This is a genomic window from Paraliobacillus quinghaiensis (genome assembly GCF_003426025.1).
GTDB classification, from domain to species: Bacteria; Bacillota; Bacilli; order Bacillales; family Amphibacillaceae; genus Paraliobacillus_A; species Paraliobacillus_A quinghaiensis.
This window is the reverse complement of sequence record NZ_QJSH01000001.1, coordinates 58,309-84,134: the sequence shown is the minus strand read 5'-3', so window position 1 is coordinate 84,134 and position 25,826 is coordinate 58,309. Positions and strand designations below refer to the sequence as shown.

The 25,826-nt window shown below is 34.9% G+C and carries 29 protein-coding genes; all 29 read right to left on the bottom strand.

Features of this window, described 5'->3' with window-relative positions; genetic code table 11:
- Positions 1-8: 8 nt before the first annotated feature.
- Complete coding sequence (locus tag D2K40_RS00440; protein ID WP_117151845.1) at positions 9-1,379, bottom strand: DUF342 domain-containing protein; 1,371 nt, start codon at positions 1,377-1,379, stop codon at positions 9-11.
- Between the two features lie 204 nt (positions 1,380-1,583).
- On the bottom strand, positions 1,584-2,357 hold the full coding sequence (locus tag D2K40_RS00435; RefSeq protein WP_275896212.1) for a FliA/WhiG family RNA polymerase sigma factor: 774 nt from the start codon (positions 2,355-2,357) through the stop codon (positions 1,584-1,586).
- A gap of 28 nt (positions 2,358-2,385) precedes the next feature.
- A complete protein-coding gene (locus D2K40_RS00430; RefSeq protein ID WP_117151843.1) occupies positions 2,386-2,886 on the bottom strand; it encodes a chemotaxis protein CheD in 501 nt (166 codons plus the stop codon).
- Positions 2,886-3,518: a chemotaxis protein CheC gene (locus D2K40_RS00425; RefSeq protein WP_117151841.1), complete on the bottom strand. Its 633-nt coding sequence runs from the start codon at positions 3,516-3,518 to the stop codon at positions 2,886-2,888. Before D2K40_RS00425 ends, D2K40_RS00430 begins: the two co-directional genes overlap by 1 nt.
- 11 nt (positions 3,519-3,529) lie before the next feature.
- Entirely contained in the window at positions 3,530-4,000 is a 471-nt protein-coding gene (locus D2K40_RS00420; RefSeq protein ID WP_117151839.1) for a chemotaxis protein CheW, read from the bottom strand.
- A gap of 15 nt (positions 4,001-4,015) precedes the next feature.
- Positions 4,016-6,043, bottom strand: coding sequence for a chemotaxis protein CheA (locus D2K40_RS00415; RefSeq protein WP_117151837.1), 2,028 nt, complete (start codon positions 6,041-6,043; stop codon positions 4,016-4,018).
- A 1-nt stretch (position 6,044) separates the two neighbouring features.
- On the bottom strand, positions 6,045-7,115 hold the full coding sequence (locus D2K40_RS00410; protein ID WP_117151835.1) for a protein-glutamate methylesterase/protein-glutamine glutaminase: 1,071 nt from the start codon (positions 7,113-7,115) through the stop codon (positions 6,045-6,047).
- Positions 7,116-7,122: 7 nt separating this feature from the next.
- Positions 7,123-7,986: a MinD/ParA family protein gene (locus D2K40_RS00405; RefSeq protein ID WP_117151833.1), complete on the bottom strand. Its 864-nt coding sequence runs from the start codon at positions 7,984-7,986 to the stop codon at positions 7,123-7,125.
- Positions 7,979-9,103: a flagellar biosynthesis GTPase FlhF gene (flhF, locus tag D2K40_RS00400; RefSeq protein WP_117151831.1), complete on the bottom strand. Its 1,125-nt coding sequence runs from the start codon at positions 9,101-9,103 to the stop codon at positions 7,979-7,981. The genes D2K40_RS00405 and flhF overlap by 8 nt, the downstream gene beginning before the upstream one ends.
- A complete protein-coding gene (flhA, locus tag D2K40_RS00395; protein WP_117151829.1) occupies positions 9,100-11,133 on the bottom strand; it encodes a flagellar biosynthesis protein FlhA in 2,034 nt (677 codons plus the stop codon). Before flhA ends, flhF begins: the two co-directional genes overlap by 4 nt.
- Positions 11,134-11,157: 24 nt before the next feature.
- Positions 11,158-12,237, bottom strand: coding sequence for a flagellar biosynthesis protein FlhB (gene flhB / locus D2K40_RS00390; RefSeq protein ID WP_117152415.1), 1,080 nt, complete (start codon positions 12,235-12,237; stop codon positions 11,158-11,160).
- Between the two features lie 7 nt (positions 12,238-12,244).
- Positions 12,245-13,024, bottom strand: a complete 780-nt coding sequence (gene fliR, locus D2K40_RS00385; RefSeq protein ID WP_117151827.1) for a flagellar biosynthetic protein FliR — start codon at positions 13,022-13,024, stop codon at positions 12,245-12,247.
- Positions 13,025-13,028: 4 nt separating this feature from the next.
- A complete protein-coding gene (gene fliQ, locus D2K40_RS00380; RefSeq protein ID WP_117151825.1) occupies positions 13,029-13,298 on the bottom strand; it encodes a flagellar biosynthesis protein FliQ in 270 nt (89 codons plus the stop codon).
- Between the two features lie 25 nt (positions 13,299-13,323).
- Positions 13,324-13,992 (bottom strand): flagellar type III secretion system pore protein FliP, encoded by a 669-nt coding sequence (gene fliP / locus D2K40_RS00375; protein WP_117151823.1) that lies wholly within the window; start codon positions 13,990-13,992, stop codon positions 13,324-13,326.
- A complete protein-coding gene (locus D2K40_RS00370; RefSeq protein WP_117151821.1) occupies positions 13,985-14,668 on the bottom strand; it encodes a flagellar biosynthetic protein FliO in 684 nt (227 codons plus the stop codon). Before D2K40_RS00370 ends, fliP begins: the two co-directional genes overlap by 8 nt.
- 5 nt (positions 14,669-14,673) lie before the next feature.
- A complete protein-coding gene (locus tag D2K40_RS00365) occupies positions 14,674-15,036 on the bottom strand; it encodes a response regulator (RefSeq protein WP_117151819.1) in 363 nt (120 codons plus the stop codon).
- Positions 15,037-15,057: 21 nt separating this feature from the next.
- Positions 15,058-16,227, bottom strand: a complete 1,170-nt coding sequence (fliY, locus tag D2K40_RS00360; RefSeq protein WP_117151817.1) for a flagellar motor switch phosphatase FliY — start codon at positions 16,225-16,227, stop codon at positions 15,058-15,060.
- Positions 16,224-17,219 carry a flagellar motor switch protein FliM gene (gene fliM / locus D2K40_RS00355; RefSeq protein WP_117151815.1) on the bottom strand — a complete coding sequence of 332 codons (996 nt, stop codon included), beginning with the start codon at positions 17,217-17,219 and terminating at the stop codon, positions 16,224-16,226. The genes fliY and fliM overlap by 4 nt, the downstream gene beginning before the upstream one ends.
- 29 nt (positions 17,220-17,248) lie before the next feature.
- Positions 17,249-17,665, bottom strand: coding sequence for a flagellar basal body-associated FliL family protein (locus D2K40_RS00350; RefSeq protein WP_117151813.1), 417 nt, complete (start codon positions 17,663-17,665; stop codon positions 17,249-17,251).
- A complete protein-coding gene (locus D2K40_RS00345) occupies positions 17,655-17,912 on the bottom strand; it encodes a flagellar FlbD family protein (RefSeq protein ID WP_420816002.1) in 258 nt (85 codons plus the stop codon). Before D2K40_RS00345 ends, D2K40_RS00350 begins: the two co-directional genes overlap by 11 nt.
- 9 nt (positions 17,913-17,921) lie before the next feature.
- Entirely contained in the window at positions 17,922-18,833 is a 912-nt protein-coding gene (gene flgG / locus D2K40_RS00340; RefSeq protein WP_117151809.1) for a flagellar basal body rod protein FlgG, read from the bottom strand.
- 80 nt (positions 18,834-18,913) lie between these two features.
- A complete protein-coding gene (locus D2K40_RS00335; protein WP_117151807.1) occupies positions 18,914-19,279 on the bottom strand; it encodes a TIGR02530 family flagellar biosynthesis protein in 366 nt (121 codons plus the stop codon).
- 15 nt (positions 19,280-19,294) lie between these two features.
- On the bottom strand, positions 19,295-19,744 hold the full coding sequence (gene flgD, locus D2K40_RS00330; protein WP_117151805.1) for a flagellar hook assembly protein FlgD: 450 nt from the start codon (positions 19,742-19,744) through the stop codon (positions 19,295-19,297).
- A gap of 10 nt (positions 19,745-19,754) precedes the next feature.
- Positions 19,755-21,710, bottom strand: a complete 1,956-nt coding sequence (locus tag D2K40_RS00325; protein WP_162879097.1) for a flagellar hook-length control protein FliK — start codon at positions 21,708-21,710, stop codon at positions 19,755-19,757.
- 39 nt (positions 21,711-21,749) lie between these two features.
- Positions 21,750-22,328, bottom strand: coding sequence for a MotE family protein (locus tag D2K40_RS00320; protein WP_162879096.1), 579 nt, complete (start codon positions 22,326-22,328; stop codon positions 21,750-21,752).
- 4 nt (positions 22,329-22,332) lie between these two features.
- On the bottom strand, positions 22,333-22,782 hold the full coding sequence (gene fliJ / locus D2K40_RS00315; RefSeq protein WP_229666587.1) for a flagellar export protein FliJ: 450 nt from the start codon (positions 22,780-22,782) through the stop codon (positions 22,333-22,335).
- A complete protein-coding gene (gene fliI / locus D2K40_RS00310; RefSeq protein WP_117151799.1) occupies positions 22,779-24,092 on the bottom strand; it encodes a flagellar protein export ATPase FliI in 1,314 nt (437 codons plus the stop codon). The genes fliJ and fliI overlap by 4 nt, the downstream gene beginning before the upstream one ends.
- Positions 24,082-24,819 carry a flagellar assembly protein FliH gene (gene fliH, locus D2K40_RS00305; protein WP_162879095.1) on the bottom strand — a complete coding sequence of 246 codons (738 nt, stop codon included), beginning with the start codon at positions 24,817-24,819 and terminating at the stop codon, positions 24,082-24,084. The genes fliI and fliH overlap by 11 nt, the downstream gene beginning before the upstream one ends.
- Positions 24,812-25,822 (bottom strand): flagellar motor switch protein FliG, encoded by a 1,011-nt coding sequence (gene fliG / locus D2K40_RS00300; RefSeq protein WP_117151795.1) that lies wholly within the window; start codon positions 25,820-25,822, stop codon positions 24,812-24,814. The genes fliH and fliG overlap by 8 nt, the downstream gene beginning before the upstream one ends.
- Positions 25,823-25,826: the final 4 nt, after the last annotated feature.

Below are 25,826 nucleotides of genomic sequence, written 5' to 3'. Positions count from 1 at the left end.
TTTAAGTGTTAGAGTGGTTGTGCTGTTATTTCACCATTATCTAAATACACTTGGGTAAACTTTTGAACAGTCTTGATTGTCTTTTTATATTTCCCAAAGTTTAAATCTACATTAGGGTATAGTGATCCCTTCACAATTAGTTTCACTTGATCTATATCACCTAATTCTACCTGTAAAGATCCAATTTCAGCTTCAATATCACTTAATTTATTCTCAGCCTGCTGCATTGTATTACGTTGTTTTAGCAAAAGTATTCGTTCTTTTGAATTTAACCCTTCACTCATTTTTTCTTTTGCCTTTAAATTGTCACCTAGGACTCGTAATTTTTCGATATTTGATAAAATTTCCTCTTTTTCTTTGGTCAATTGCGCTTCTTGTTGATGGTTTTCTTGGTTAATTCCAATTGCAATTTCTGTTTTTGTATTCATTTTATTACCGACGTCTTTTGCTTCTATTGTCATACCTGCAGAGCATACACCACCAATGATATTACCAGATTTACAATATATATGTTGTTTAGCTACACAATGACTATGCATAATCGAGTTTTGTACAATAATGTTTCTACCACTTTCAATAATCGCTTGATTAACATAACCGATTGTAACATCCACTCCAGCAATGACTGTTCCTTTACGTAAGCCTGCGATCCCTTCAGAAATGAAAACACTCCCTCCAGCTTCTATGTAGGCAGATTCAACTAATCCGTATATATGTATATCGCCTTCAGCCTCAACACGATAACCTGCAGGAACGTTTCCACGAATTATAATGGAACCAATAAATTTGAGGTTACCAGTTTTTAAGGAAAGGTCTCCTTGCACCTCGTACGTGTTATAGACATGAATCTTATTAGATCCTACACTCATTTTACCGTCAGCAGTAGCATAAAAAGTACGCTCTTCTTCTTTATATTCAACATTTTTCCCTGCTCTCATACGTACTGGTTTTCCAGGTTTTGCAGGTAAAACTTTGTTAAATATATTACGTCCTGGTGTACCAAATGTTGGATCAGTGATTTTCGCTATTTTTTCTCCTGTTGTAAGCGTCGGAATTTTTTTTACATCACGAAAGTTTCGCTTTTCTTCCATTCCAATCACATCATCTTGTTCTGACAAGAAATCTATCTTGCCATTTACTCCATGTATAGGTGGAGTTCCAGTGGCTATTTCAATTGAATTAAGATTCTCATTATATTGTGTAGCCAATTTACTTACCGCTGAAGTGTCAATCCCAAATACGATACCTTTATCATTAAGCCATTTTTTTAATGTTCCAAATGTAAGTTCTTCAGCATTATAGGATTGTTTTACATGAAGAGAAGCTGACATTTTATCATTGGAAACATCTAGTTTAAATATCTCTTGAATTGGCTCCATGCCTTAATCTCCTTTACGCATTGATATAATATATATGAGGATGTTCAAAAGTTACTAAATGACAAGCGGAGCATCTCTTTGTTGGCTTGTTCTTCCGATTCTCAGGAAAAACCTTTACACTGGTCCAAAGAAATTTCGTCGCCTCGGCTTACTTGTTTTCAAATTTATCGACTTATTGAACACGCGCTATAACTGTGTTTTATATTACGCTAAAAATTTTTTCAATTTGTAAATTGCCTGTTTATGGATTTGAGAGATTCTTGATGTTGTTAACGTTAAAACATGACCAATTTCTGTAAAAGTAAGTTCCTCTTTATAAAATAAACTGATAACCAGTTTTTCATTTTCGTTTAATTGGTGAATACTTTGAGCTAGCTCTTGATAGTTTTCTAAAGTTACTATATTTTCTTCAGGTGTTAACTGCTTGTTATCTGGTAAATTATAACCAATACCCTCATTAAATTCATCTTGATAATCAGTTGTTTTCTCTTCAATTGATAAGAGATTAGCAAAAATAGCGTCTTTTGTAATCTCTTCTACTTCTTGTCTGCGTAAGCCGAGATAATCTGCTATTTCTGTTGGAGTAGGTTTTCGTTGGAATTGTTGTTCCAATTCTTGTGTTGCATGTTCCATTTTTTTTGCTTTTTCACGGATTGAGCGTGGTAACCAATCTTCCTTTCGTAATCCATCGATAACTGCACCACGAATCCGAAAAGAAGCATATGTATCAAACTTTAAATCTCTTTTCGGATCAAATTTATGCAGTGCATCATACAAACCAAAAAGCCCTAAACTATTTACATCATCTTTGCTTACATTTTTGGGCAAATGAACTAAAATTCGTTGAACATGATAATGAACAAGATAAAGATAATGTTCAACTAGTTGATTTGCAGACGCACTATCTTTATATCTCACCCAATTTCCCCATATTTCTTCTATTGTCGGGCTAGAATTAGACACAAAATCACCTCGCAATTGTCATGCTCCTATGTTAGCTTATAAATTATATTTGTTTTTCACCCAAGTTTACCGTTCTTACTTGTAACATACCTGTTTCAAGGGAGAATTCTATTGTTCTCCCACTATTACCACCAACATCTTCTGAAATAATAGGAACGCGATACTGATCAAGTATTACTTTAACTGCTTCTTCATTTCGTTTACCAACACGTAGCATATCGTTAGAAGAACTGAATGAAAACATTTGTGCACCCCCAGCTATTTTTGCCTTCAATGCATATTTTCTTGCACCTTCTTTTATTAACGTATCAATTAGTAATGGCACAGCAGTATCTGCATATTTTAATTGATTTAAATCACTTCGTTTAGATAAAGATGAGCTTGGAAGCATTACATGTGACATACCAGCAATCTTCATCGAAAGATCATAGACAACTACACCTACACACGAACCTAAACCTGATGTACGCAAAATTTCCGGTGACTTTGCGAATTTCAAATCTGCGATTCCTACTTTAATAATTTCTTTTGTCTCAACAACCACTAATCTTCGACACCTAATCTATCGAAAATTTTCGGGAAAGATTCCGGATCAGGTAATAAAAAGAAATGGCCTTTAATAGGATCATTCTCATTGTCTTGTTCATTTATAATCGTATCAATTATAATTGCGTAATCACTTTCTTGTGACAATTCCATCAATCCCTGAGTTAAAATGGCACCAGCCATATCAATGTGCAGGAGCGGGACAGAGGGCTGTAATAAAACATTAATAAAATCTGATAATGCTGATAAATAAGATCCAGCTAATATATTGCCTAATTCCTGTAATGCTGATAAACCCATTTCATCAAGTGGTGGGGTATCAACAGTAAAACTATCAATTCCGGTCATTTCTCTAACGAAAGTTTCCGCCTCAGAAGGAGAAAGCACAAAAAACATATTGCCTGGTGCATCTCCTTGTATGCGTAAATAAACAGACACAATTAACGTGTCAGGGCCACCAACTAAATCCATCATTTGATCAAAGTCGACAATACGAACAGCTGGAACCGTCATATCTACTTTTTGGTTTAGTAGAGCGGACAAAGAGGTGGCTGCATTTCCTGAGCCGATATTGCCAACTTCTTTTAATGTATCTAATTGATATGCTGTCAAGGATTCGATAAATGACATATATTCACCTACTAACCTTCCATTTGATATAATTCTTTTATCGCTTCTTTGTCTAATACCTTCTCCATATTTAATAGAATTAATAAACGTTCTTCTATTTTGGCAACACCGTCAATGTAATCAACTTGAACTGTTCCAATCACTTCAGGTGGTGGTTCAATTGCATTTTGAGGTATATCTATGACATCATACGCAGCATCCACTATAATACCCACTTCAAGCTTATTAAGACTTATAATAATGATCCGCGTACTTTCTGTATAACCGATATCTTCAAAACCAAATCTAGCACGTAAATCAATGATGGGTGTTACAACTCCACGAAGGTTAAGTACCCCTTTTACGAATGTTGGCGTACCGGGAATCCTTGTAATGTGCATGATTCGTTCTATAGAACCTACACTTTTTACTGGTAAAGCATACTCTTCATCATTTAATTCAAATACAATTGATTTCATCTGTTCACTTGTTTCTTCAGTCATCTATATTCCTCCTCACTATTTTATTAATGCGTTTGTATCAACAATTAACGCAACTTGTCCATCACCTAAAATAGTTGCACCAGAAATTGCAAAAACATCTGTTAGATAATTACCAAGGGATTTTAAAACAATTTCCTGTTGTCCAATAAACGTATCAACAATTAACCCAGCCATTTTGTCACCTTGCCTAATAATGACAATAGAATAAAATTGGTCATCCTCATTCTCACCAGGAACTTCAAATACTTGTTCTAATGAAATTAAAGGCACCACCTTGCCACGGAAATCGATAACTTTTTTATTGTGAGCATGCATGATATCAGTTTTATTAATCACGGCAGTTTCAATAATTGATGATAGCGGAATTGCATACTTTTCCTTGTGAACTTCTACTAACAAGACTGAAATAATTGATAATGTTAATGGAAGTTGAATAGAAAACAGTGATCCTTTTCCGAGTTCTGAATCAATTGATATATTTCCACCAAGTGACTCAATCGTATTTTTCACAACATCTAATCCTACACCACGTCCTGATATATCTGAAATCTCATCTGCGGTAGAAAAACCACTAGCTAAAATTAATTGGTGTATCTGTGTATCTGATAAACTATCAGCTTGCTCACGCGTAATAACACCATTAGTGATTGCTTTATTCACAACTTTATCTTTATTAATGCCAGCACCATCATCAGAAATTTCAATAATAACGTGATTTCCGCTATGGTATGCATTTAACTTTAAGGTTCCTTCTTCAGGCTTTCCTTTTTCTTTTCTTTCAGTAGCTGTTTCAATACCATGATCAATTGCATTACGAATAAGGTGTACAAGGGGGTCACCTATTTCATCAATAACAGTTCTATCTAGTTCTGTCTCGGCACCTGTAACCTCGAAATTAATTTGTTTATTAAGATCTTTTGCCAATTGGCGAACCATACGCGGAAATCGATTAAACACTTGATCAATCGGAACCATACGCATGTTTAAAATAATATTCTGAAGATCTCCTGAAATACGCGTCATACGCTCAACTGTTTCTTGCAATTCTGGATCTTTCATTGTAGCTGATATTTGTTCTAATCTACCACGATCAATGACTAATTCTTCAAACAAATTCATCAACGCGTCTAAACGCTCAATATTAACACGTATCGTTTTGCTTGTTACTTGACTTTTTGAAGATACTTTTTCCTCTTTATTATCTGCTCTTGTATCACTTGAAGCCAATTCAACTTCATTACCTGTTTCACTTATTTCTTCTTGATGATGTGTGTTATTATCAAATTCAAATAAGCTCACATTCACTTCTGCAATCTCTGAAACCTTTAGTATCTTTTGTTTCACATCTTCCGCTGGTTCATTTGTAACAAGAATGACAGTAAAGTCGTACTCGAAATTCTCATCTTCTAATTCGGATACTGTAGGTTCAGATTTGATTACTTCTCCAACTTGTTCCAAGATTTGAAATACCATATAGACACGTGCAGCTTTTAGTAAGCACGATTCTTGAAGTCTTACATTAATTTGATAATTTGAATAACCCTTTTCCTGTGATTGCTCTAGGACAGCTACTTCAAATTGATCCAACTCATTTGGTGAAAATTGATTTGATTGGGATTGAACGGCTTCAGCTTCTGTAGTAGCAGCCACCTCTGGCAAAGCTTCACCCTGTTCGATTGCTTCTAATTGCTTTACTACTTTAGAAACATCTTTCTTGCCTTCACCACCATCAACAATATCTAACACCATTGCTTCTAGTTGATCTACAGAATCAAATACAACATCTAAAATAGCTGAATTCATCATGATGTTACCGTTACGAACAGCATCTAAAACATTTTCCATTTTATGTGTTAAATCAGCTAAATCTTGAAAGCCCATTGTTGCTGACATACCTTTTAATGTATGAGCAGAACGAAAGATCTCATTGACCATATCTAAATTTGTTGGGTCATTCTCCAATTTTAACAAATGATCATTTAGCGCTTGAATGTGTTCTTTACTTTCTTCAATAAAAACATCTAGGTATTCGTTCATTTCCATCCTATTCACCCCTAGCTTTAATTTGGCTAACTAGTAATTCACTTATTTCTGGTAATCTAACAACATAATCTACTAAATTTGTTTTTTCAGCAGCTTGTGGCATGCCGTAGACAATACATGTCTCCTTTGATTCCGAAAAAATAATTGTGTTGGACTTTTCTCGTTTTAAAGTAATTAGACTGTTTGCTCCATCTGCACCCATACCTGTCATCATTACAGCGTAGACTTGCTCTTCTTTCAATTTTGCTAGTGATTCAAACAATACATCAACTGAGGGTTGGTGACCATTTCTAGGTTCTTCTTTTGCTACCTTTGCTTGCAACCCTTTTATTGTTCGAACAACTCGAAACTGGTAACCGCCAGGCGCAATATAAGCTGTTCCTTTTTGCAAAATTTCTTGATCCTCTGCCTCTTTCACTGTAAGTTGTGACATACTATTTAAACGTTTTGCTAATGACTTAGTAAAACCAGCTGGCATGTGTTGCACAATAACAATTGGTGCAGGTATATCTTTAGGTAAGCGAGTAATAACTTGTTGTAAAGCTCTTGGTCCACCTGTTGAAGTTCCAATACCGACAATCACGTCTTTATTCTCATTTTTATGTATATGACTTGCTGCAAATGGTGCTATGATTGTCTTTTTCGGCTTAGTTTTAGTTAACTTCTCTGCTTTTGCATTTACTGCATGTAATACCTTTGTTTTAATTTCGGCTTCTTTCTCTTGAATGTTTAGTGAAATTGACCCGGAAGGTTTCGTGATGAAATCGATTGCTCCCAATTCCATAGATTCTAATGTTTTATTTGCACCTTCTTTTGTTAAGCTAGATAACATAATAACTGGTATTGGATTATGCATCATGATCTCTCTCAACGTTGATATACCATCCATAATCGGCATTTCTACATCTAAAGTGACTACATCTGGCTTTAATTGTGCAATTTTCTCTAATGCATCTTGTCCATTTCTAGCTGTACCAATTACATTTATTCTAGGGTGAGATTGAAGTATTTCAGCTATCATTTTTCTCATGAAAGCTGAATCATCAACAACTAATACGTTAATAATGCCCATGGTAAGCCTACCTTTCTTTTACAAATCTTTTTAATTTTCTTATAAAACCTGAATGGACTTGTTTTTCAAGATTAATGGTATCATTCATATACTGCGAGACAATTTGTTCCAGCGCCAACGTAATTCTCGCCTTAGGATCAAATAATATGAACGGAATTTGACTTGTAACTGCTTTTGAAACGATCTTATCATTAGGCAATATACCTAATGGCAAGACTTCTTTGTCTAAAAATTTATGCGTCACCTGTTGTAAGCGTTTAATAATCTGTTTACCATCTCTATTATTCTCAGCAAAATTGACTAATAGATAAAACGGCATATGTTGATTTTGATTACAAATATGCTTCATCATGGCATAGGCGTCCATCATTGAAGTTGGCTCAGGCGTTGTAACCACAATACATTCGTCAACAGCCAAAATATAATGTAAACTATCTACTGAAGCTCCCGCCCCCATATCAAATATAATGTAGTCGAACTGTGTAATTAGTTCCTCTAATTCGCTTAAGAAATAAGTGAATTTAGACTCATCCATTTTAAATACATCAGTTAATCCTGATCCTGCAGCAATATATGACAAAGAATGTGGTCCTGTTTCTATAATATCATGAATTGACAATTGTTTGTCGAACATTTGCACAATTGTTTGTTTTGCTTGAACACCTAACAGAATATCGATATTCCCCATTCCAATATCTAAATCAAATAGCAAGACTTTCTTCCTTTGTTTTGATAAGTTTAGAGCAAAGTTGAGAGAAAAATTAGATTTACCAACGCCACCTTTTCCACTAACAACTGCAATTGTTTTTGCTTGTGTTTTTGAATGAAGTTGTTCAAGTCTTTTTCTTAAGTTAGCTGCTTGATCAGACATTAGAAAGCTCTCCGATTAGTAAACGACTTATTTCTTGTGTTGTCGCCTCTTCTATATTATCTGGTACATCTTGTCCATTGGTTAAATAAGCTACACCTATTTTATTTTTTAGAGCAAGATTTACAATAGGTCCATACGTTGCGGTCTCATCCTTCTTAGTAAAAATCAGCTTTTTAATTGGAATGTTTTCAAATTGTTGATAAATAACTTCCAAGTCAGTTGACTTCGTAGTTAATGATAAAACTAAATACGTATCAATATCATGTTGAAGATCTACAACTTTGCCTAATGCTTGAATATATTTAGGATCACGGAAGTTTCTACCAGCAGTATCAACAAGCACAATATCATAGGATTGAAACTTTTCTCTAGCTTGACGATAATCATCCATCGTATATGCAATTTCTAATGGAATATCAAGAATTTTTGAATACGTTTTTAATTGTTCTATTGCAGCAATGCGATATGTGTCAGTTGTAATTAATGCAACCTTCTTACCATCATTTAACATACAGTTCGCTGCTATTTTTGCTATTGTTGTTGTTTTACCAACACCAGTTGGGCCAACTAAATGAACAAACTTTTTCTGGTATGTAATTCCACCAAAATCAAAATCATTTAATTTATTGATAATCTCATTTTTTATCTGCTGCTGTGCATGTTGATAGGTAATATCTTCTGTAGTTCCATCTTGTATTACGTTTGTTACAAGTTCCTTGGCTATTTCAGTATCAACCTCTTGTTCTAACAATAGATCAAAAATAGCTTGATACGTTGCCGGAAAACTAAAGTTATCATTATTATTTGTTTTCTCCATCCATTTGCGTAAGGCTCTTACTTCATCTAACAACACTTGTTGTTTGTTATCCTCAACTGAAAAAGTAGTGTTTGCTGGCTTAGCAGTATTTATAGTTTTTTTAGGTTCCTCGACTTTAGGCTTAGATGGCTGTGGATCTAAAGCAGCGATAACTTCCGTATTTCTTTTTTTAAATAAGCCTAAAAAACCACCCGTATATACAACTTTAGAATTGAGAATAACCGCGTCATTTCCTAAGTCTTTTCTAACTTTTTTCATCACTTCTGGCATTGTAGGTGCCATAAACTTTTTTACCTTCATGCTACATTCACCACCCCGACACTTTGGACATCTAGATTAGGTTCCAATTCATTATAAGATAATACGATAACATGCGGGAAGAAACGGTCCAATAATTGCTTCATATACATTCTAACAGTTGGAGAACACAATATAATTGGTGTTTCTTCTTGTAAAGAGACATTTTCTACTTTCTCCGTAACAGAACGAATAATACGCTGTTGTGATTCTGGATCTAACGATAAATAGCTACCATGCTCTGTTTGCTGGACATGATCAGCTATCATTTGTTCTACTTCACCTGCTACAGTTATCACTTTTAATGCACGTTCATCTTGTACATACTGTTTTGTTATTTGTGCAGCTAATGCTTGTCTTGCATATTCACCCAATAACTCTGTATCATTTGTCATTTTTCCAAAGTCAGCTAGCGTTTCAAAGATAATAGGCAAATTTCGGATAGAAACATGCTCCCGTAAAAGTTTTGCAAGTACTTTTTGAACCTCACCAATTGAAAGCGGTTCAGGAGTTACTTCTTCGACTAATATTGGGTATGATTCTTTCAAATGGTCAATTAATTGTTTCGTTTCTTGTCTACCTAACAAGAGGTGTGCATGCTTTTTAATAATTTCTGTTATGTGAGTAGAAACGACTGATGGTGGATCTACCACAGTATAACCTGAAAGTTCTGCTTCATCTTTTACCTCTTCTGTTATCCATTTTGCAGGTAAACCAAAAGCAGGCTCTGTTGTATCAATTCCATCCATTTCCTCTTCATCTATTCCTGGTGTCATCGCTAAGTAATGATCAAGTAATAACTCACCTTGTGCTACTTCATTTCCTTTAATTTTTAATTGATATTCATTTGGATTTAATTGTATATTATCTCGAATTCGAACAACAGGAATGACAATACCAAGTTCGATTGCTAGTTGTCTACGAATCATTACAATCCGATCCATTAAATCTCCACCTTGATTTGTATCAACTAGTGGAATCAATGCATAACCAAATTCAAATTCGATTGGATCCATGCTTAACAAATCAACTACATTGTCTGGTGATTTCATTTGTTCAGAATCTGCTTCCTCTTCTACTACTTCTCGATCGATATCTGGTTCTTCTAATGGTCGAGAAAGCATATATCCTCCAAGTGCAAGCAATGCAGCGATAACAGTTGTTAGAAAGAAATTAATCGGTGTAAACCCAAATAAAAAGATTGTTCCTGCAGCGATATAGAGCATCTTGGGATATCTAAATAATTGCTCTGTTACATCGCTCCCTAGGTTACCTTCAGAAGCAACACGTGTTACAACAATCCCTGTAGCTGTTGAAATTAACAACGCAGGAATTTGACTTACTAAGCCATCACCTACAGTTAACTGCATATAGGTAGTGATTGCTTCCCCAAAGCTCATATCCATTTGCATCATACCAATGATAAGACCAAAAATAATGTTTATTAACACAATTATAATACCAGCAATTGCATCACCTTTAACAAATTTACTCGCACCATCCATGGCACCATAGAAATCCGCTTCACTTTCTACTTTTTCACGACGATTTTTGGCCTGTATCTCATTAATCATACCTGCATTTAAGTCAGCGTCAATACTCATTTGTTTCCCCGGCATTGCGTCTAATGTAAAACGTGCAGCAACTTCCGACACACGTTCACTACCTTTTGTAATAACTAAAAATTGTATAATAACAAGAATACTAAAGACAACAAAACCGACTAACGGGTTATCCCCGATAACAAATGTACCAAATGTTTCTACTACTCCGCCGGCATCCTGTTCAGAAAGAATAGAACGTGTCGTTGATACGTTGAGTCCTAAACGAAATAACGTTAAGAGTAATAATAACGAAGGAAATACCGAAAATTGTAAAGGTTCAGAGGTATTCATCGAGACTAATATAACGATTAGTGCCACAGATATATTCATCAGAATAAATATACTTAACAACCAACCTGGTAATGGGATAACTAACATTACAATAATTAAAATAACAGCAAGTAAAACCGATAAATCTCTTAACTTCATTGTTCCCTCTCCTTACGCTACAACTCATGCTTTTCGTTCAATTTGATATACATATGCTAATACTTCAGCTACGGCTTGGAAAAACTCTTCATGGATTGCTTCACCAATCTCAATTTCTGCATATAATGCTCTTGCTAAACGTCGATTTTCTACCAAAATCACTTCATTTGCTTTGGCAATTTCTCTAATCTTAGATGCAACAAAATCAACACCTTTAGCAACAACATAAGGAGAACTCGATTTGCTTTCATCATATTTAATTGCAACAGCATAATGTGTAGGGTTGGTAATAACTACATCAGCATCCGGCACCTCACTCATCATACGCTGCATCGCCATTTGACGTTGTCTTTCTTTAAATTTAGATTTAATTAAAGGATCACCTTCAATATTTTTATGTTCATCTTTAATATCGTTCTTAGACATTTTAATGTTTTTTTCATAATCATACCGTTGATACGTAAAATCGATAACCGAGACAACTAGTAAACCAATAGCTGAAAAGATTCCCATTAATATCGTTACATTTGCAAAAAATGCCAAAGCAACTTCTACATCTTTACCTGCCAACATCATCATCTCATCTTTATTGATCCATAAAATAGTAAATGTAATGGTACCAATCATAGATATTTTTAATAAAGATTTAACTAATTCAACTAAAGCTCTAGCAGAAAAAACGCGTTTCGCACCTTGAATTGGATCAATTTTATTTAATTTCATCTGCAGCGGTTCAGTAGTAAATAAAAAACCGATTTGCATAAAATTAGACGCAAGTCCTGCAACGATAGCAATTGCCATTACTGGCGCTAACGCTTGGGCCATATAAATACTAACTTCAACAAACATGTTATGGACACTTTCATTTGTTACTTCCCACTCGATAAATTTAGTGAAGGATTTCATGTATAAACCCGTAAACATTTCTTTCCAAAAAGCGCCTATAACAGTAAAAAGAATAAAAACCAAAAATAATAAGATTGCTGTGTTTATGTCTTGACTCTTCGCAACTTGTCCCTTTTTACGGGTATCTTGTCGTTTTTTGGGCGTGGCTTTTTCTGTCTTTTCTCCAGCAAAAAATTGCAAATCAAGTTTTAATTGCATCATAATCTTACGCCCCTCCAAACAATTGCATTAATACCTGCATCATTTCTAACAGATAGCTAAACAACTTTTTCACAATAGATATATACAATCCCATGAATATACTTAAAACGAATAGTGATACAAATATCTTCAAAGGAAGTCCGACCACAAAGACATTTAATTGTGGTACAGTTCGAGCAATTATACCTAAAGCTACATCTACTAAAAACAGACAACCGACAATTGGTATTGCAAGTTGAAATGCAATTAAGAAGAAATGATTAAATGTGTTGATAACAAATAGTGCGATATTTTCATTACTAAAATCAATCATCTGATCCAACGGAACCATATCAAAACTGTAAAAAGCTCCGTTTATCAATAGGTGATGCCCATCAACACTCAATATAAAGAGCATTGCAATGGTATAAAAATACTGTCCAATTAAAGGACTCTGTACACCAGTTTGAGGATCAATTACATTTGCAATAGCAAAACCCATTTGAAAATCAATAAAACCACCAGCAATTTGGACAGCTGAAAGTATCATGTATGCAATCAATCCAAGTAACAAGCCTACAATTGCTTCCTTACCTAACAAAAGCAAGAAATTCAAATCAAGTGAAATAGTTGGTATTTCCACGCTATAAAGTATTATCCAAGCTAAGAAAACTGCAATCCCGATTTTAAATTGTGTTGGAATATTACGGTAAGAAAAAATAGGTACAGTAGCAAAAAAAGCAGTAAATCTTACAAGAATGAGTAAAAAAGCTGGCAAACTATTTATATTAATAATTTCTAACATCTACTTACCCTACAAACTTGTTTAAATTTTGAAATACATTTGTTGCAAACTCAACCATTCTTACAAGCATCCACGGTCCAAAAAAGATCAACCCAATTAACACGGCTGCAATTTTTGGTATGAAAGCAAGTGTTTGTTCTTGAATTTGAGTTGTTGCTTGAAAAATACTTACTAACAACCCAACTCCAAGTGCTAGTAATAGAAGGGGGCCGGATACCATTAGTACCGTAACGATCCCTTGTTCCGCTAAATTAATGACAAATTCTGCACTCATAGTATTCTCTCACCCCTTGCTTTAACTAGCTAAACCCTTGTAATAAAGATTGTGTTATTAGATACCATCCATCAACCAAAATAAATAATAAAATTTTAAACGGCAAAGATATCATTACTGGAGGTAACATCATCATTCCCATTGACATCAGAACACTTGCTACAGCCATATCAATAACTAGAAAGGGAACAAAGATCATAAATCCCATTTGAAACGCTGTCTTTAATTCACTGATAGCAAAAGCAGGTACCAATGTTGTCATTGGAATGTCTTCAATAGTTTCTGGTCTTTCTAGCCCGCTGTAATTGATAAATAATGCTAAATCTTTTTGCCGTGTGTGTTGTGCCATGAACTCCTTCATAGGTAAACTCGCATTTGTGTATGCTTCATCCAATGTAATTTCCTCATTGAACAGTGGCGTTAAAGCCTCCTGGTTCACTTCTTGGAAAGTAGGTGCCATAATGAAAAAAGTTAAGAATAATGCAATACCTATTAACACCTGATTAGGTGGCATCTGCTGTGTTGCGAGTGCGGTCCTTGTGAAGGATAAAACAATGACAATTCGAGCAAAAGAAGTCATTAAGATAACGATACTTGGTGCTAATGAAAAGACAGTTAAAAGTAATAATAGTCGAACTGAAGTGGCAACATTAGTCGGATCTGTACTTGAAAACAAATCAACAAATTCATTCATTTTTATCTTCGTCCTTACGTTTGTATTGAGCTGTTACCTTTTTTCTTTTTTCTGATAAAGTTTCTAACTCTTTTTTAAATAATGATGAGAATTCACTAGGACTTTTCATTTGATCTGGTTGTTTTTTTCGATTTAATAAATTAGGAATAACTTGTGTGAACACATCATTAATTTGATTTGAATTTGTTTGTTCAGAAGCCTGATCGTTTGTTAATGTTTCTATTGTCTTTTCATCCGTAATCTCTGATAGTAACTCAATATTCTCACCGACACCGACAACATAGAAACGTTCACCAATCCGAATCATTTGAATTGATTTATTGGTACCTAAGGATATACCTCCAACATTCTCTAATGTGCCAGCATGTTTAAATAGTTTATTTTTTTTATTCATAAATTTTAATAGTATATAGATCAATCCAATAATGAAGGCTAAGGTTATAATAATCTGAATAAATAGTATGATTGGATTGGTAGAGCTTTGCTTTCCCAACCCGGGTTCAGCCTCACCATTATTACCTTCTTCTTCACCATTTTCTTCTATAGGTTCATTTTCTTCCACATCCTCTTTATATAGCTCATCAACAAACCCATTATCTGAAGCTGCTTCTACTGATGCAGGATGAAATAGTCCAACCAATCCCAAACATAAAATAATTAATTTTAATCTTTTCATTTTGATCAATCCAGTGCTTTTTGGATAGCCTCAATAACGCGGTCCGCCTGGAATGGTTTTACAATGAAGTCTTTTGCTCCAGCTTGAATTGCATCTATTACCATACCTTGTTGACCCATTGCTGAACACATAATAACAACAGCATCAGAATTTATTGCTTTAATTTCTTTTAAAGCAGCTATACCATCTTTCTCTGGCATTGTAATATCCATTGTTACTAGATCTGGAGTTAATTCCTTATATTTTTCTACTGCCTGTACCCCATCTTGCGCTTCTCCAACAACCTCAAAACCGTTCTTAGTTAAAATATCTTTGATCATCATACGCATAAAAGCTGCATCATCTACTATTAAAATTTTCTGTGCCATTTCTAAAAACCTCCTAAGTGATTATCTTAATTTCTTCAATCGATCTGATTGACTAACAATATCTGTAACACGAACACCAAAGTTCTCATCAATAACCACAACTTCCCCTTGCGCGATCAATTTATTATTGACATGAATATCTACTGGTTCTCCAGCTAGTTTGTCTAGTTCAATAATTGATCCTGAGGATAGTTCTAAGATATCTTTAACTGTTCGTTTTGTTCTACCTAATTCCACTGTAACTTGTAGCGGAATATCCATCAGCATATCTAAGTTGCGTTTTTCACTTTGTGGGAGATCTACGGGATCAAAGGTTGAAAATGACGCCGTTTGAACAGCAGCATTTTGTTGGGCTGACTCCCCTAAATTCTTAGGTTCATTTCTTTTCTGCGATTCTTGATTATTAACTGGCGCTTGAACAGGTTCTTTTTCTTGTTGTGTGTTCTGTTTTTGTGTTTCAACAGTAGGTGAAGGCGCCACTTCTTGTTCTTGTGAGAAATTTAATAATCCGTCAACCATTTCTTTGGCAAATGTTATTGGTAAAATCTGCATAATATTTGAATCAATTAGGTCACCAATTTTTAATTGAAAAGAAACTTTAACTAAAACATCATCAACTGGTATATATTGATTATTTTTTTCTTCTTTTACATCTAACATCATAATTGAAGGTGGTGAAATATCAACTCTTTTACTAAATACAGTAGACATACTTGTTGCCGCCGTACCCATCATTTGATTCATTGCTTCTTGTACAGCACTCATATGGATGTCGTTTAACTCTTCAGAATCTGTCTTCCCATCGCCACCAAGCATTAAATCCGCAATAATAGCAGCATCATTCGAGTTTAGAACAAATAAATTAACTCCTTCAAACCCTTCTGTATATTGAACTTCAACTCCTACATGAGGATGTGGAAACTCATCTTCTAATTGATTTCGATTTATTGCTGAGATAGTAGGTGTTGTGATTTCTACTTTTTGATTTAAAAGAGTAGAAAGTGTTGTTGCAGAACTCCCAAATGAAATATTTCCTATCTCACCTAAGGCATCTATTTCAATATCAGATAAAATATCACCTATTTCTACATGTTGTTCTGATGCTACACTTTCTTCTGCAGGTTGATCATCATCGGTATTTTTCAATAATGCATCTATTTCGTCTTGTGACAACATACCATCATTCATCAATTATATCCCTCCCTTTTTATTTCATCGATGATTTGCACTGCAAGTTTATTCTTCTTCTTACCAGCTTGTACGTAGTACAGTGGTTCCTGATCAACTTGCATTACTAAGGAATCCTCTATAGCTTGATTAAGATGTAGCACATCATCTTTTTGTAAATGCAATAGGTCGTCAACCGTAATTGACGTTTCACCTAACATCACTTTCATGTCTAATTCTGCTGTTTCTAGATTTTGGGTTAATGTCTCATATTCTTCCGGTTTTCTGTTTTTTGGTTTTTCTGTTTGCATCCAATAATGAACAGATAGTTTTGGTATTATAGGTTCTAAAACGACGTGCGGTATACATATATTGATCATGCCGCTACTCTCACCAATAGTTGTATTTAATGATACTACTACTACCGTTTCGTTTGGTGAAACCAACTGTAAGAATTGAGGATTTACTTCAAATTCCTCTAGATTTGGATCTATATCAATTACTGATGACCAAGCTTCTTGCAGATTGTCTAGTGCCTTTTCAAACAATTGACTCATTAGCGTTGACTCGATTTCTGTTAAACTATCAATTTTGTTTACACTATTTCCTTTTCCACCTAGCATTCGATCTAACATTGCATAAGCAATATTAGGGTTAAACTCAAAAATAATTCGACCATCTAGAGGCGACATACTGTATATATTTAATATCGTCATCGTAGGAATCGAACGAATAAATTCTTCGTACGGAATCTGATCGACAGATGCAACGGAAATATGTACATATGTACGTAACTGTGCCGAAAAGTGTGTGGTTAATAATCGGGCAAAATTCTCATGAATTCGTGAGATACTACGAATTTGATCCTTCGAAAATCTTAATGCACGTTTAAAATCATAGACACGTACTTTTTTATCTTGTTCTTCTTGTTTTAATTGATTAGCATCCATCTCACCAGATGAAAGTGCGGATAATAATGCATCAATTTCATTTTGCGATAGAACCTCATTGGCCACAACCTTCACCTCCTATGTTGGAGCTTTTATCACTGTAGGATTTTACTAATGATATACACATCGATAATTTTTCCTTCATTCATAAGCTCATTCATTTGATTTTTTAGATTTGTCTCTAAATCAGATAGTCCTTGTTGGAAATCCGTTTTTGTCAAATCCACTGATTCTTTTATAAAAATGTTTTTTAACTGAAATGAGCGATTCTGTACTTCAGCACGTGCTTTTTTACTATCTGTTATTATATTAAACTGAATTTGGACAAAACCACCGTTTTTTAAATCTGTATTCATCTCTTCTGTTGTAAACGAATATTCTACCATTTCTTCGATACTTAACTCGCCATCTGTTTCATCTGAACTATTTAAAATATAAATTAGTGCGCCTATCCCTACAATTAAAATGACCACCAAAGAACCTATCATTATTTTAAACAACCTAGGATTCATTACACTCACCTACTTTTTTTTGCCATCCTTTTATACCAATCATCTCATAATAACTATTTACCAACGTTACCACTTCCTGTTCGGATTCCTTTACAACAATAATCTTGCCGTTCGTAAGTGTGATCGTTGTATCAGGAAATGATTGAATTTGTTCTATTAATAGAGCATTTAGCGTAAAGCTATCTCCATTAAACTTTGTGATCTCAATCATATTATGGTTGGAGCAAGTTATATAAACCTGCTCCACACCTCCTTATTATCGCTTCAAGTTTACTAACTCTTGTAATATTTCATCTGATGTTGTGATTATTTTTGTATTTGACTGAAAAGCACGTTGCGCCGTAATCATTTCAGTAAACTCTTCTGCTAAATCAACATTGGACATTTCTAATGAGCCAGATACAATAGATGCAGAACCTTGCTCACCTGGTGTCACTAAATCATTTATGTTATTTAAAAGATCGTCACCATCATTAAATGCACCTGCATTATCTGTTAATCTAAAACTATTAGATCCAGTTCTTTCAAGTCCACCAGGATTAGAGAAAGAAGCTAATCTTATTTGACCAGCAATTTGAGTGTTTCCTTGAGGATCAACATAATTTACTGTGCCATTATCAGCAATACTGAAGCTTGCAGCATCTGCAGGTATTGCTATTTTGTTTAATTCACCATTTAGTATGAAATCTCCAGTACCAGCAGCATCCTCTGAACCTTCCCCTAGTAGATATAGACCATCTGAATTCACAATATTCCCATCATTATCTAAGTAAAAATTACCAGATCTTGTAAAACTAACATCAGACTGTTGTAAATCTATTCCTAATGTAGCGCCATCTATCAAGTTACGACCAACTACAAACAATCCATCACCTTCAAGTGATAAATCTAATGTTCGGTTTGTTGTCTGTCTATTACCTTGAGTTTGAATATTATCAATTGATCCAACCTGCGAACCAAGACCTACTTGCGCTGCGTTAACCCCACCTCTGTTACCTGGAACTGGACCTTCCGCACCTGAAACCATTTGACTCATCATATCTTGAAATGTAACCCGGCCTTTTTTAAATCCAGATGTATTAACATTGGCAATATTATTACCAATCACATCTAATTTTGTTTGAAAATTTTTCATACCTGAGATACCTGCATACATTGAACGTAACATATTTTTCACCATTCCTTTTTAAATGTTTTAGCTGTATCAATCAGTCAACAGCTTGAACGGCTTCCCTAAACGGGTCCAGCCTAATCAACTACAATTGTGCCATTAATATTAGTAAAAATACGACTTTGCGCTTCTTTGCGATCCATCGCAGTAACTACAGTATTATTCTTCGTGCTAACTAATAGCGTTGCTTCATCTGTAACAACCAATGAATCTGTAATACCTTTTTGTTTTGCCTCAACTACTTTTTCTGAAATTTGTTGCCATTTTGCATCATCAATCTTAATATTTCGTTCTGTTAAACGTGCTTGTGCATGTTTGCTTACTTTTAAAGATTGGACATTGGTTAGAATATCTTGAAACGATGTGTTCGTCTTTACCGGTTGTGCTACCTTACGTTTTGGTAGCAATGCTCCTTGGTGTAATTGTTGGATACGATGATCCATATGTCTTCCCCTTCCTTATTCGATAGAAGGTTGATTTATTTTAATGATTTCATCGGTATAAATCTTACTTCCATTTTCCATTTCTAAAACGGCATGTCCCTCTTTTTGACTAATTGCGATAACAGGACTTTTCACTGTTTCTCTTGGTTCAATAATCTCCCCAGTCTCTTCGTTTAGATTATAATAAGAAACTTCTTTACCAATCAAATGACTGTACTGAATGACAGGTGAAACAGCTTGATTCTGAACTAATTGATTAATTGCCTTGTTCATTTCCATCGTTTGCTCTAGCGAAGAAAAAGTTGCCATTTGTGAAACAAATTCCTTATCTTCCATAGGATTTAAAGGATCTTGATTCTGCAATTGTGTCATCAATATCCGCATGAATTCATCTTTACCCAAGTTAGAGTTTGTTGTACCTCTAGGCTTATTACTTAAATAATAAGAACTATCTATTGTTGTCACTATGACTCACCTACACTCTCTCATTCATTAATACTTGTTCAAAACTAAGATCCTGCTCTTTATCTGGATCTTCATGTTCTTGCCTCTCTGAATCCTCTTGCTCTCTGGATTGTGACATTTGATCATCAAAAGAATCATTCCATTCATCCTGGGCTTGTGCAAAGCTCTGTGCATCTTGCTTTTCAACAACTACTTGACTTGGTGAAAACATATGCCGCAATTGTTGTAAATTTGATTCTAACGCTTCTTTGGCGGCTTGTGTTGTCGCAGCAATTTTCACAATCATTTCTCCATTTAATTGGGTTAGTTTGACTGATATATCTCCCAACTGATTTGGGTTTAATTTTATCAACAATTGATTAGATCCGTTCGGCCCAGTCATAAATTTACTTGACTTGATAACTTTCTGAAATTGTTCCATTAACTGGTTTTCCATTGCTTTTTGATCAGGCATTTCCGCTTGTTTCATATGAACAACAAATTGTTCTAGCTTGGAAATGGATTGCCCTGGCTGAAAATTTTCTACGAAACTAGCTGTCTTTGGTTGGTCGGATTCAGAAGTTATTCTAGAAACCGCATTTTTAATCCATTTTGATACATCAGTTGTTGTTACCATTGCACTAGATTGATACTTGGATTGCATTTGCCCATCTGCTCTTTTTTGATACGTTTGTAATAGGCGAGACCACAACTGACCCTCTGGTGTGGTTTGCTTTTGCGTTAACAAGTTAGCTACTTCTTTGGGTGCTGCTTTTTCTAAAGAAGACCACTGCTCTAACAACTTCAAGACTTTTACATTTGAATCGTTTTCTAATTGACCTGCAACCTCTAGAACTTGACTAATTTGCTTCCATAAATTTTCTATTTCTGGTAATCGAGTCAACTGATTATTATTGACCGCTTTCAGTTCGACTTGCAACAACCGCTCTAACGATTCAAGTTGATTTATAAGCTTATCACTTGGAATTTCTTGTTGCGTTTCTATTTCTCGAGAAATCTGTGAGAGAATCTGTTTTACCGAATCATTTTCTACGCTAGTTATGCCTTTTGTATCTGTTGAAGCTAACGTTTCTTGTGGTGGTATTTCAGTCAAAGTTGCCCATTGTTCCAATAATTCCATCACTTTTGCCACTGCATCATTTGCTGGTTTGTTAACTGAAACTTGTCTTATTAGTTGCCCTATCTCTTCTTTCAAACTTGTCATTTCTTTTGTATCAAGCTTTTGATGCTCTAAAGTTGGTAAATCAGCAAGAGGTATGTGATCCAATGCAATATCATTGCTCGATTTGCTAATTAAATTGTTTTGCTCTTTTTCATCTGAATCCACAGGCAGAAGTGACACAAGCTTCTTAAGCTGTTTTGCTTCTTCAGGCATATTACTTTTTTCTGCTAGTGATTCCAATTGTTGTAGTAATTGAATCGTTTCTCCTTCAGAGTCATACCCTGTTTGATCTGTTGAAATTTGTCTGATCACTTGTCTCAATTGATTCGTTAAGGTTTCTAAATCGACATCTGATAAAGTATGATTTTCACTTAGAAGTAAACGACCATGTAATAGCTCCTTGTTAGACAAGTTGTTTATTTCATCTAGTTTTTGGTTATCTGTAGCAACTTCCGTCAATAAAGAACTAAATGCAGCTATTTTCGTAAGAACATCTTGATTTGTCTGAGCAGTAAAAGAATTAGAATCTTGGTTCACTTCAAGTTGTTGTAACACTTGCTTTAAACTTAGTTGATCACTTGTTACCAGTGCCTTAAGGAGGCTATTAGTTTCATTGTTTTCTTTAACTGACGTTAATTTTTCTCTAATACCTAATTGAGGTGGACTCTCTCTTAAACTATCAGTTATCTTATTCTCAAGGCCTTTTAATAGATTACCAAATGGTGATTGCCCTGTTGTGTTATTATTTAAATTCCTTTTTTCCACCTTAGCTGTTTGCTGGTTCATCAGTGCAGCTACATTCATCTCTCTTTCACCTCCTCTCAAGTACGTAATAATCATTTATTATTCAAGTAACAATTGCGTAAGATCCGCGGCAATCTCTGCATCCATCTCACTTAAAATGGATCCTCGTGCTTCGTTGTTCATTTGTTGTAATAAGCTAGCAGCCAATTCTGAGGTAATATTAGTTAGGATTGCTGCTGCTTTTTCTGCATCCATTTCTTCATATGATTTAGTTAATTTATCTAGTTTTTCACTATTCACTTCTTGATTAGTTGTTTCTTCTTCAAACACTTCTTCAACTTGATTTGTAAGTTTAACAACCTCTTGATTTAATTCTTCAATTGTCTGTTCATGATTTGAAAGCTCTGCCTCAAGTGTCCTAATCTGTTGATCTTTTTTAGAAATTTGACTCTCGTAATTAGTTATTTCACGTTCTACATTCGCTTCTTCTTCTGTTACAACAACTGATGATAAAAAGGGGATCTGGTTAGCCACTTCTTTGGATTTTGCAATAACATCAATTCCCATTACAGATATGATTATAATAGCGATAATAAGGGCAAATAATAATGGGATTCCAATAACCATTAACCATTGCAAAAATCCAGGTTTTTTTGTTTTTTCAGTTGCTTTTGCCATATACTCACCTATCTTCATTCATTAAAAATTGTCGTAAAGATGTTTCATCCATTTGCATTTTTTCGTTATATACTTCCATTATCTTTGCTTGGTTATTTTTCTTTTCAATGATCTTCTCAAATTTTTTTACCTCTATATGCGATTCGGTTAATATAGCTTGTCTTTTTTCCATTACAGCTCTTTTTTGGTTCACTTCTAATTCTACTTGCTGTATTTTTTTCTTTATTTCGTCAATATAGGCATAATGTGTTGCTAACGTAGTCACAGTGCCACTAGACTGCAAGTAATAATCATATTGTTTTTCAACTTCTTCTTTTTTTCTCAATAACTGATATAGTTTCGTTGCTACCACTTCAAAATCGTTCATTGCTTCCTGGTAATTAATTTGTGCTTCATTCTTTATTCGTTCCTGATGAGATAGGATTTTTTGGAATGCTTTGATATTTGTCATCATTTATTCCCTCCATACAAGCTGGTTTCAAGTATGTTCATCGCTTCATCTCTTGAGCACATTTCTTCCATTCCTTGTTTCAAAAAAGAAATTATTTTCGGATGCAATTGAATTGCTTGATCTACTTCCCTACTCGTACCTCGTTTATATGCTCCTATTTGAATCAACTCATAATTTTCTTCATATGTTGATAAAATAGAGCGAGCATGTTGCGCAATTTGCTGGTCTCTTGCTGATGTTATCTGTGGCATAACGCGACTAATTGATTTTAAAACATTTACAGCTGGAAATTGTCCCTTTTCTGCAAGTTTCCTATCCAAAACAAAATGACCATCAAGTATACCTCTTGTAGTATCAGCAATTGGATCGTTTAAATCATCACCATCTACTAAAACGGTATAAAAAGCTGTGATTGTACCTTTATCACTTGTTCCTGTTCGCTCCAATAACTTAGGTAATGTTGCAAATACAGAAGGAGGATATCCTTTCGTTGTTGGCGGTTCTCCTATCGCCAGTCCAACCTCTCTTTGTGCCATTGCTACCCGTGTAACAGAGTCCATCATAAGGTTGACATTCAATCCTTGATCACGGAAATATTCACTAATGGCTGTTGCTGTATAAGCACCCTTTATTCGCATTAAAGCTGGTTGATCAGAAGTAGCAACAACCACAATTGATTTTTTCAGACCTTCTTCTCCAAGGTCTTTTTCAATGAACTCACGAACCTCTCTACCACGTTCACCAATCATTGCAATCACATTAATGTCAGCATCACTATTTCGAGCAATCATACCTAGAAGTGTACTTTTTCCAACACCACTTCCTGCAAAAATCCCAACACGTTGCCCTTTTCCAACGGTTAATAAGGAATCAATCGCTTTGACGCCCAATTGAATCGGCTCTAATATCCTAGGTCTAGATAAAGGATTAGGTGGTGTCCGCTCTGTTAAATAGGACATTAACCCTTTTGGTAATATAGAACCATCTAGAGGGTGTCCCATTGAATCAATTACTTTTCCAATTAATCCACGACCAACTTTTATCGTAAGCGGCTTGTCTGTCGCTTCAACAAGACTGCCTGGACTAATCTCATTAATTGGTGCATAGGGCATTAGAAGTACATTTTCATCATGAAAGCCAACAACTTCTGCATAAATTTTAGCTTTGGAAGTTGTATGGATATAGCAAACATTGCCAATCCCTACAGCAGGTCCCTTTGATTCAATCATAAGACCTACGACACGCTGTATTTTTCCATACCGCTTATATAAGTCCATTTTTTCTATCGATGCAGCATAGATATCAAGTTTCACGATTAATCTCCCCCGCTAAATCAAACAAAGAATGACGTAAGGTTTCTAATTGACTATCTACACTTGCATCAATTTTTCCGAAAGGTGTTTCAATAACACAAGCTCCTTCAGTCAGCGCTTCATCGGGATAAAATGTTAGTTCTGCTTTTGTATCAATAATTAAGCGTAGTTCGTCTTTATACTTTTGCATTTTTTCGTAATCTGCTGGATTTGATTTAATACGAACTAATGGTTGCTCTTGTACTTCTCGTAGCACATTGCGAACAATATCTATATATGCATCACTTTTTTCAAGTTCTTGATGTATGATTTTTGAAGCGGCCACTAACCCTAAACGTAAAATTTTGGGTTCACTTTGCGCTAGGATTGCTTCGCCTTCTTGTTCTGCTAGTTCAACTATTTTTCGTGCTTGTTCTAATAGTTTTTTGTATTCTGTTATACTTTCCTGTTTACCAAGTTGAAAGCCGTCTTGATAACCTTGTTGTTTTGCTTCTTCTACCCATCTTGCTTTTTCTTCTTTCCATTGCTCTTGTTCGGTCTCTATTCTTTTTTTTGTATCAGCTAAGAGTTGATCTACTTTATCTCTAGTTAGCTTTAGTTCTTCCTCAGCTTGTACTTGTTGCTTTTGTATGTTTTCTAATGTTTCTTGATCTTCCTGATCTACTCCCGTGTTTTCATTCGCAAATTTCAGTTGTTTTATGCCAATAACTTTTGACTGGTTAGACAATAATATCATCTCCTCCACCACGAGCTATGACAATTTCGCCAACCTCTTCTAACCGACGAATCGCTGAAACAATTCTTGTTTGTGCTTCTTCTACATCACGCAATCGAACTGGTCCCATAAATTCCATTTCTTCTTTAAATGTTTCTGACATCCGTTCTGACATATTGCTGAACACAATTTCTTTAACCTCATCACTTGCAACTTTTAACGCTAGACGAAGATCATCGTTTTCCACTTCTCGGATAACACGCTGAATCGCACGGTTATCAAGTGTAACAATATCTTCAAATACAAACATGCGTTTTTTAATCTCTTCAGCCAATTCTGGATCTTGAATCTCAAGCGCATCTAAAATTGTCCGTTCTGTGCTTCGATCTACACCATTTAACACTTCAACAACAGCCTGTATTCCACCGGTTTGTGTATAATCTTGTGTAACAGTTGCAGAAAGTTTTCGCTCCAATACTTGCTCCACTTCATAAATTATTTCAGGAGATGTCGAATCCATTAACGCAATCCGTTTTGCAATGTCTGCCTGCAATTCTTGTGGTAATTCGGATAAAATCTGTCCTGCTTGCTCTTTTTCTAAATAAGATAATACTAATGCTATTGTTTGTGGGTGCTCGTTTTGAATAAAGTTTAATATTTGGGCTGGGTCAGCTTTACGCGCAAAATCAAATGGTTTAACTTGTAAGGAAGATGTTAAACGCGAAATAATACTAGTAGCTTCCTCTGCTCCTAACGCTTTTTCTAAAACTGTTTTTGCGTAATTTATCCCACCCTGTGAGATATAATCTTGCGCTAACGCTATTTGATGAAATTGGTCGAGAATATCTTCTTTTTGGTTTGATTCCACTTTTTTCACCGATGATATCTCTAACGTTAGTTTTTCAATTTCTTCTTCGGTTAAATGTTTATATAACTGTGCTGAAACATCAGGTCCAAGCGAGATTAATAGAATCGCAGCTTTTTGTTTACCAGTTAATTTTTCTCTTCTAGCCATAAAG

Coding starts and splice junctions, on each gene's coding strand:
- D2K40_RS00440 (WP_117151845.1), bottom strand. CDS start 1,379: ATGGAGCCAATTCAAGAGATATTTAAACTAGATGTTTCCAATGATAAA.
- D2K40_RS00425 (WP_117151841.1), bottom strand. CDS start 3,518: ATGTCATTTATCGAATCCTTGACAGCATATCAATTAGATACATTAAAA.
- D2K40_RS00420 (WP_117151839.1), bottom strand. CDS start 4,000: ATGACTGAAGAAACAAGTGAACAGATGAAATCAATTGTATTTGAATTA.
- D2K40_RS00415 (WP_117151837.1), bottom strand. CDS start 6,043: ATGGAAATGAACGAATACCTAGATGTTTTTATTGAAGAAAGTAAAGAA.
- D2K40_RS00410 (WP_117151835.1), bottom strand. CDS start 7,115: ATGGGCATTATTAACGTATTAGTTGTTGATGATTCAGCTTTCATGAGA.
- D2K40_RS00405 (WP_117151833.1), bottom strand. CDS start 7,986: ATGTCTGATCAAGCAGCTAACTTAAGAAAAAGACTTGAACAACTTCAT.
- flhF (WP_117151831.1), bottom strand. CDS start 9,103: ATGAAGGTAAAAAAGTTTATGGCACCTACAATGCCAGAAGTGATGAAA.
- flhA (WP_117151829.1), bottom strand. CDS start 11,133: ATGAAGTTAAGAGATTTATCGGTTTTACTTGCTGTTATTTTAATTATT.
- flhB (WP_117152415.1), bottom strand. CDS start 12,237: ATGCAATTAAAACTTGATTTGCAATTTTTTGCTGGAGAAAAGACAGAA.
- fliR (WP_117151827.1), bottom strand. CDS start 13,024: ATGTTAGAAATTATTAATATAAATAGTTTGCCAGCTTTTTTACTCATT.
- fliQ (WP_117151825.1), bottom strand. CDS start 13,298: ATGAGTGCAGAATTTGTCATTAATTTAGCGGAACAAGGGATCGTTACG.
- fliP (WP_117151823.1), bottom strand. CDS start 13,992: ATGAATGAATTTGTTGATTTGTTTTCAAGTACAGATCCGACTAATGTT.
- D2K40_RS00370 (WP_117151821.1), bottom strand. CDS start 14,668: ATGAAAAGATTAAAATTAATTATTTTATGTTTGGGATTGGTTGGACTA.
- D2K40_RS00365 (WP_117151819.1), bottom strand. CDS start 15,036: ATGGCACAGAAAATTTTAATAGTAGATGATGCAGCTTTTATGCGTATG.
- D2K40_RS00350 (WP_117151813.1), bottom strand. CDS start 17,665: ATGAATCCTAGGTTGTTTAAAATAATGATAGGTTCTTTGGTGGTCATT.
- flgG (WP_117151809.1), bottom strand. CDS start 18,833: ATGTTACGTTCAATGTATGCAGGTATCTCAGGTATGAAAAATTTTCAA.
- D2K40_RS00335 (WP_117151807.1), bottom strand. CDS start 19,279: ATGGATCATCGTATCCAACAATTACACCAAGGAGCATTGCTACCAAAA.
- D2K40_RS00325 (WP_162879097.1), bottom strand. CDS start 21,710: ATGAATGTAGCTGCACTGATGAACCAGCAAACAGCTAAGGTGGAAAAA.
- D2K40_RS00320 (WP_162879096.1), bottom strand. CDS start 22,328: ATGGCAAAAGCAACTGAAAAAACAAAAAAACCTGGATTTTTGCAATGG.
- fliJ (WP_229666587.1), bottom strand. CDS start 22,782: ATGATGACAAATATCAAAGCATTCCAAAAAATCCTATCTCATCAGGAA.
- fliG (WP_117151795.1), bottom strand. CDS start 25,822: ATGGCTAGAAGAGAAAAATTAACTGGTAAACAAAAAGCTGCGATTCTA.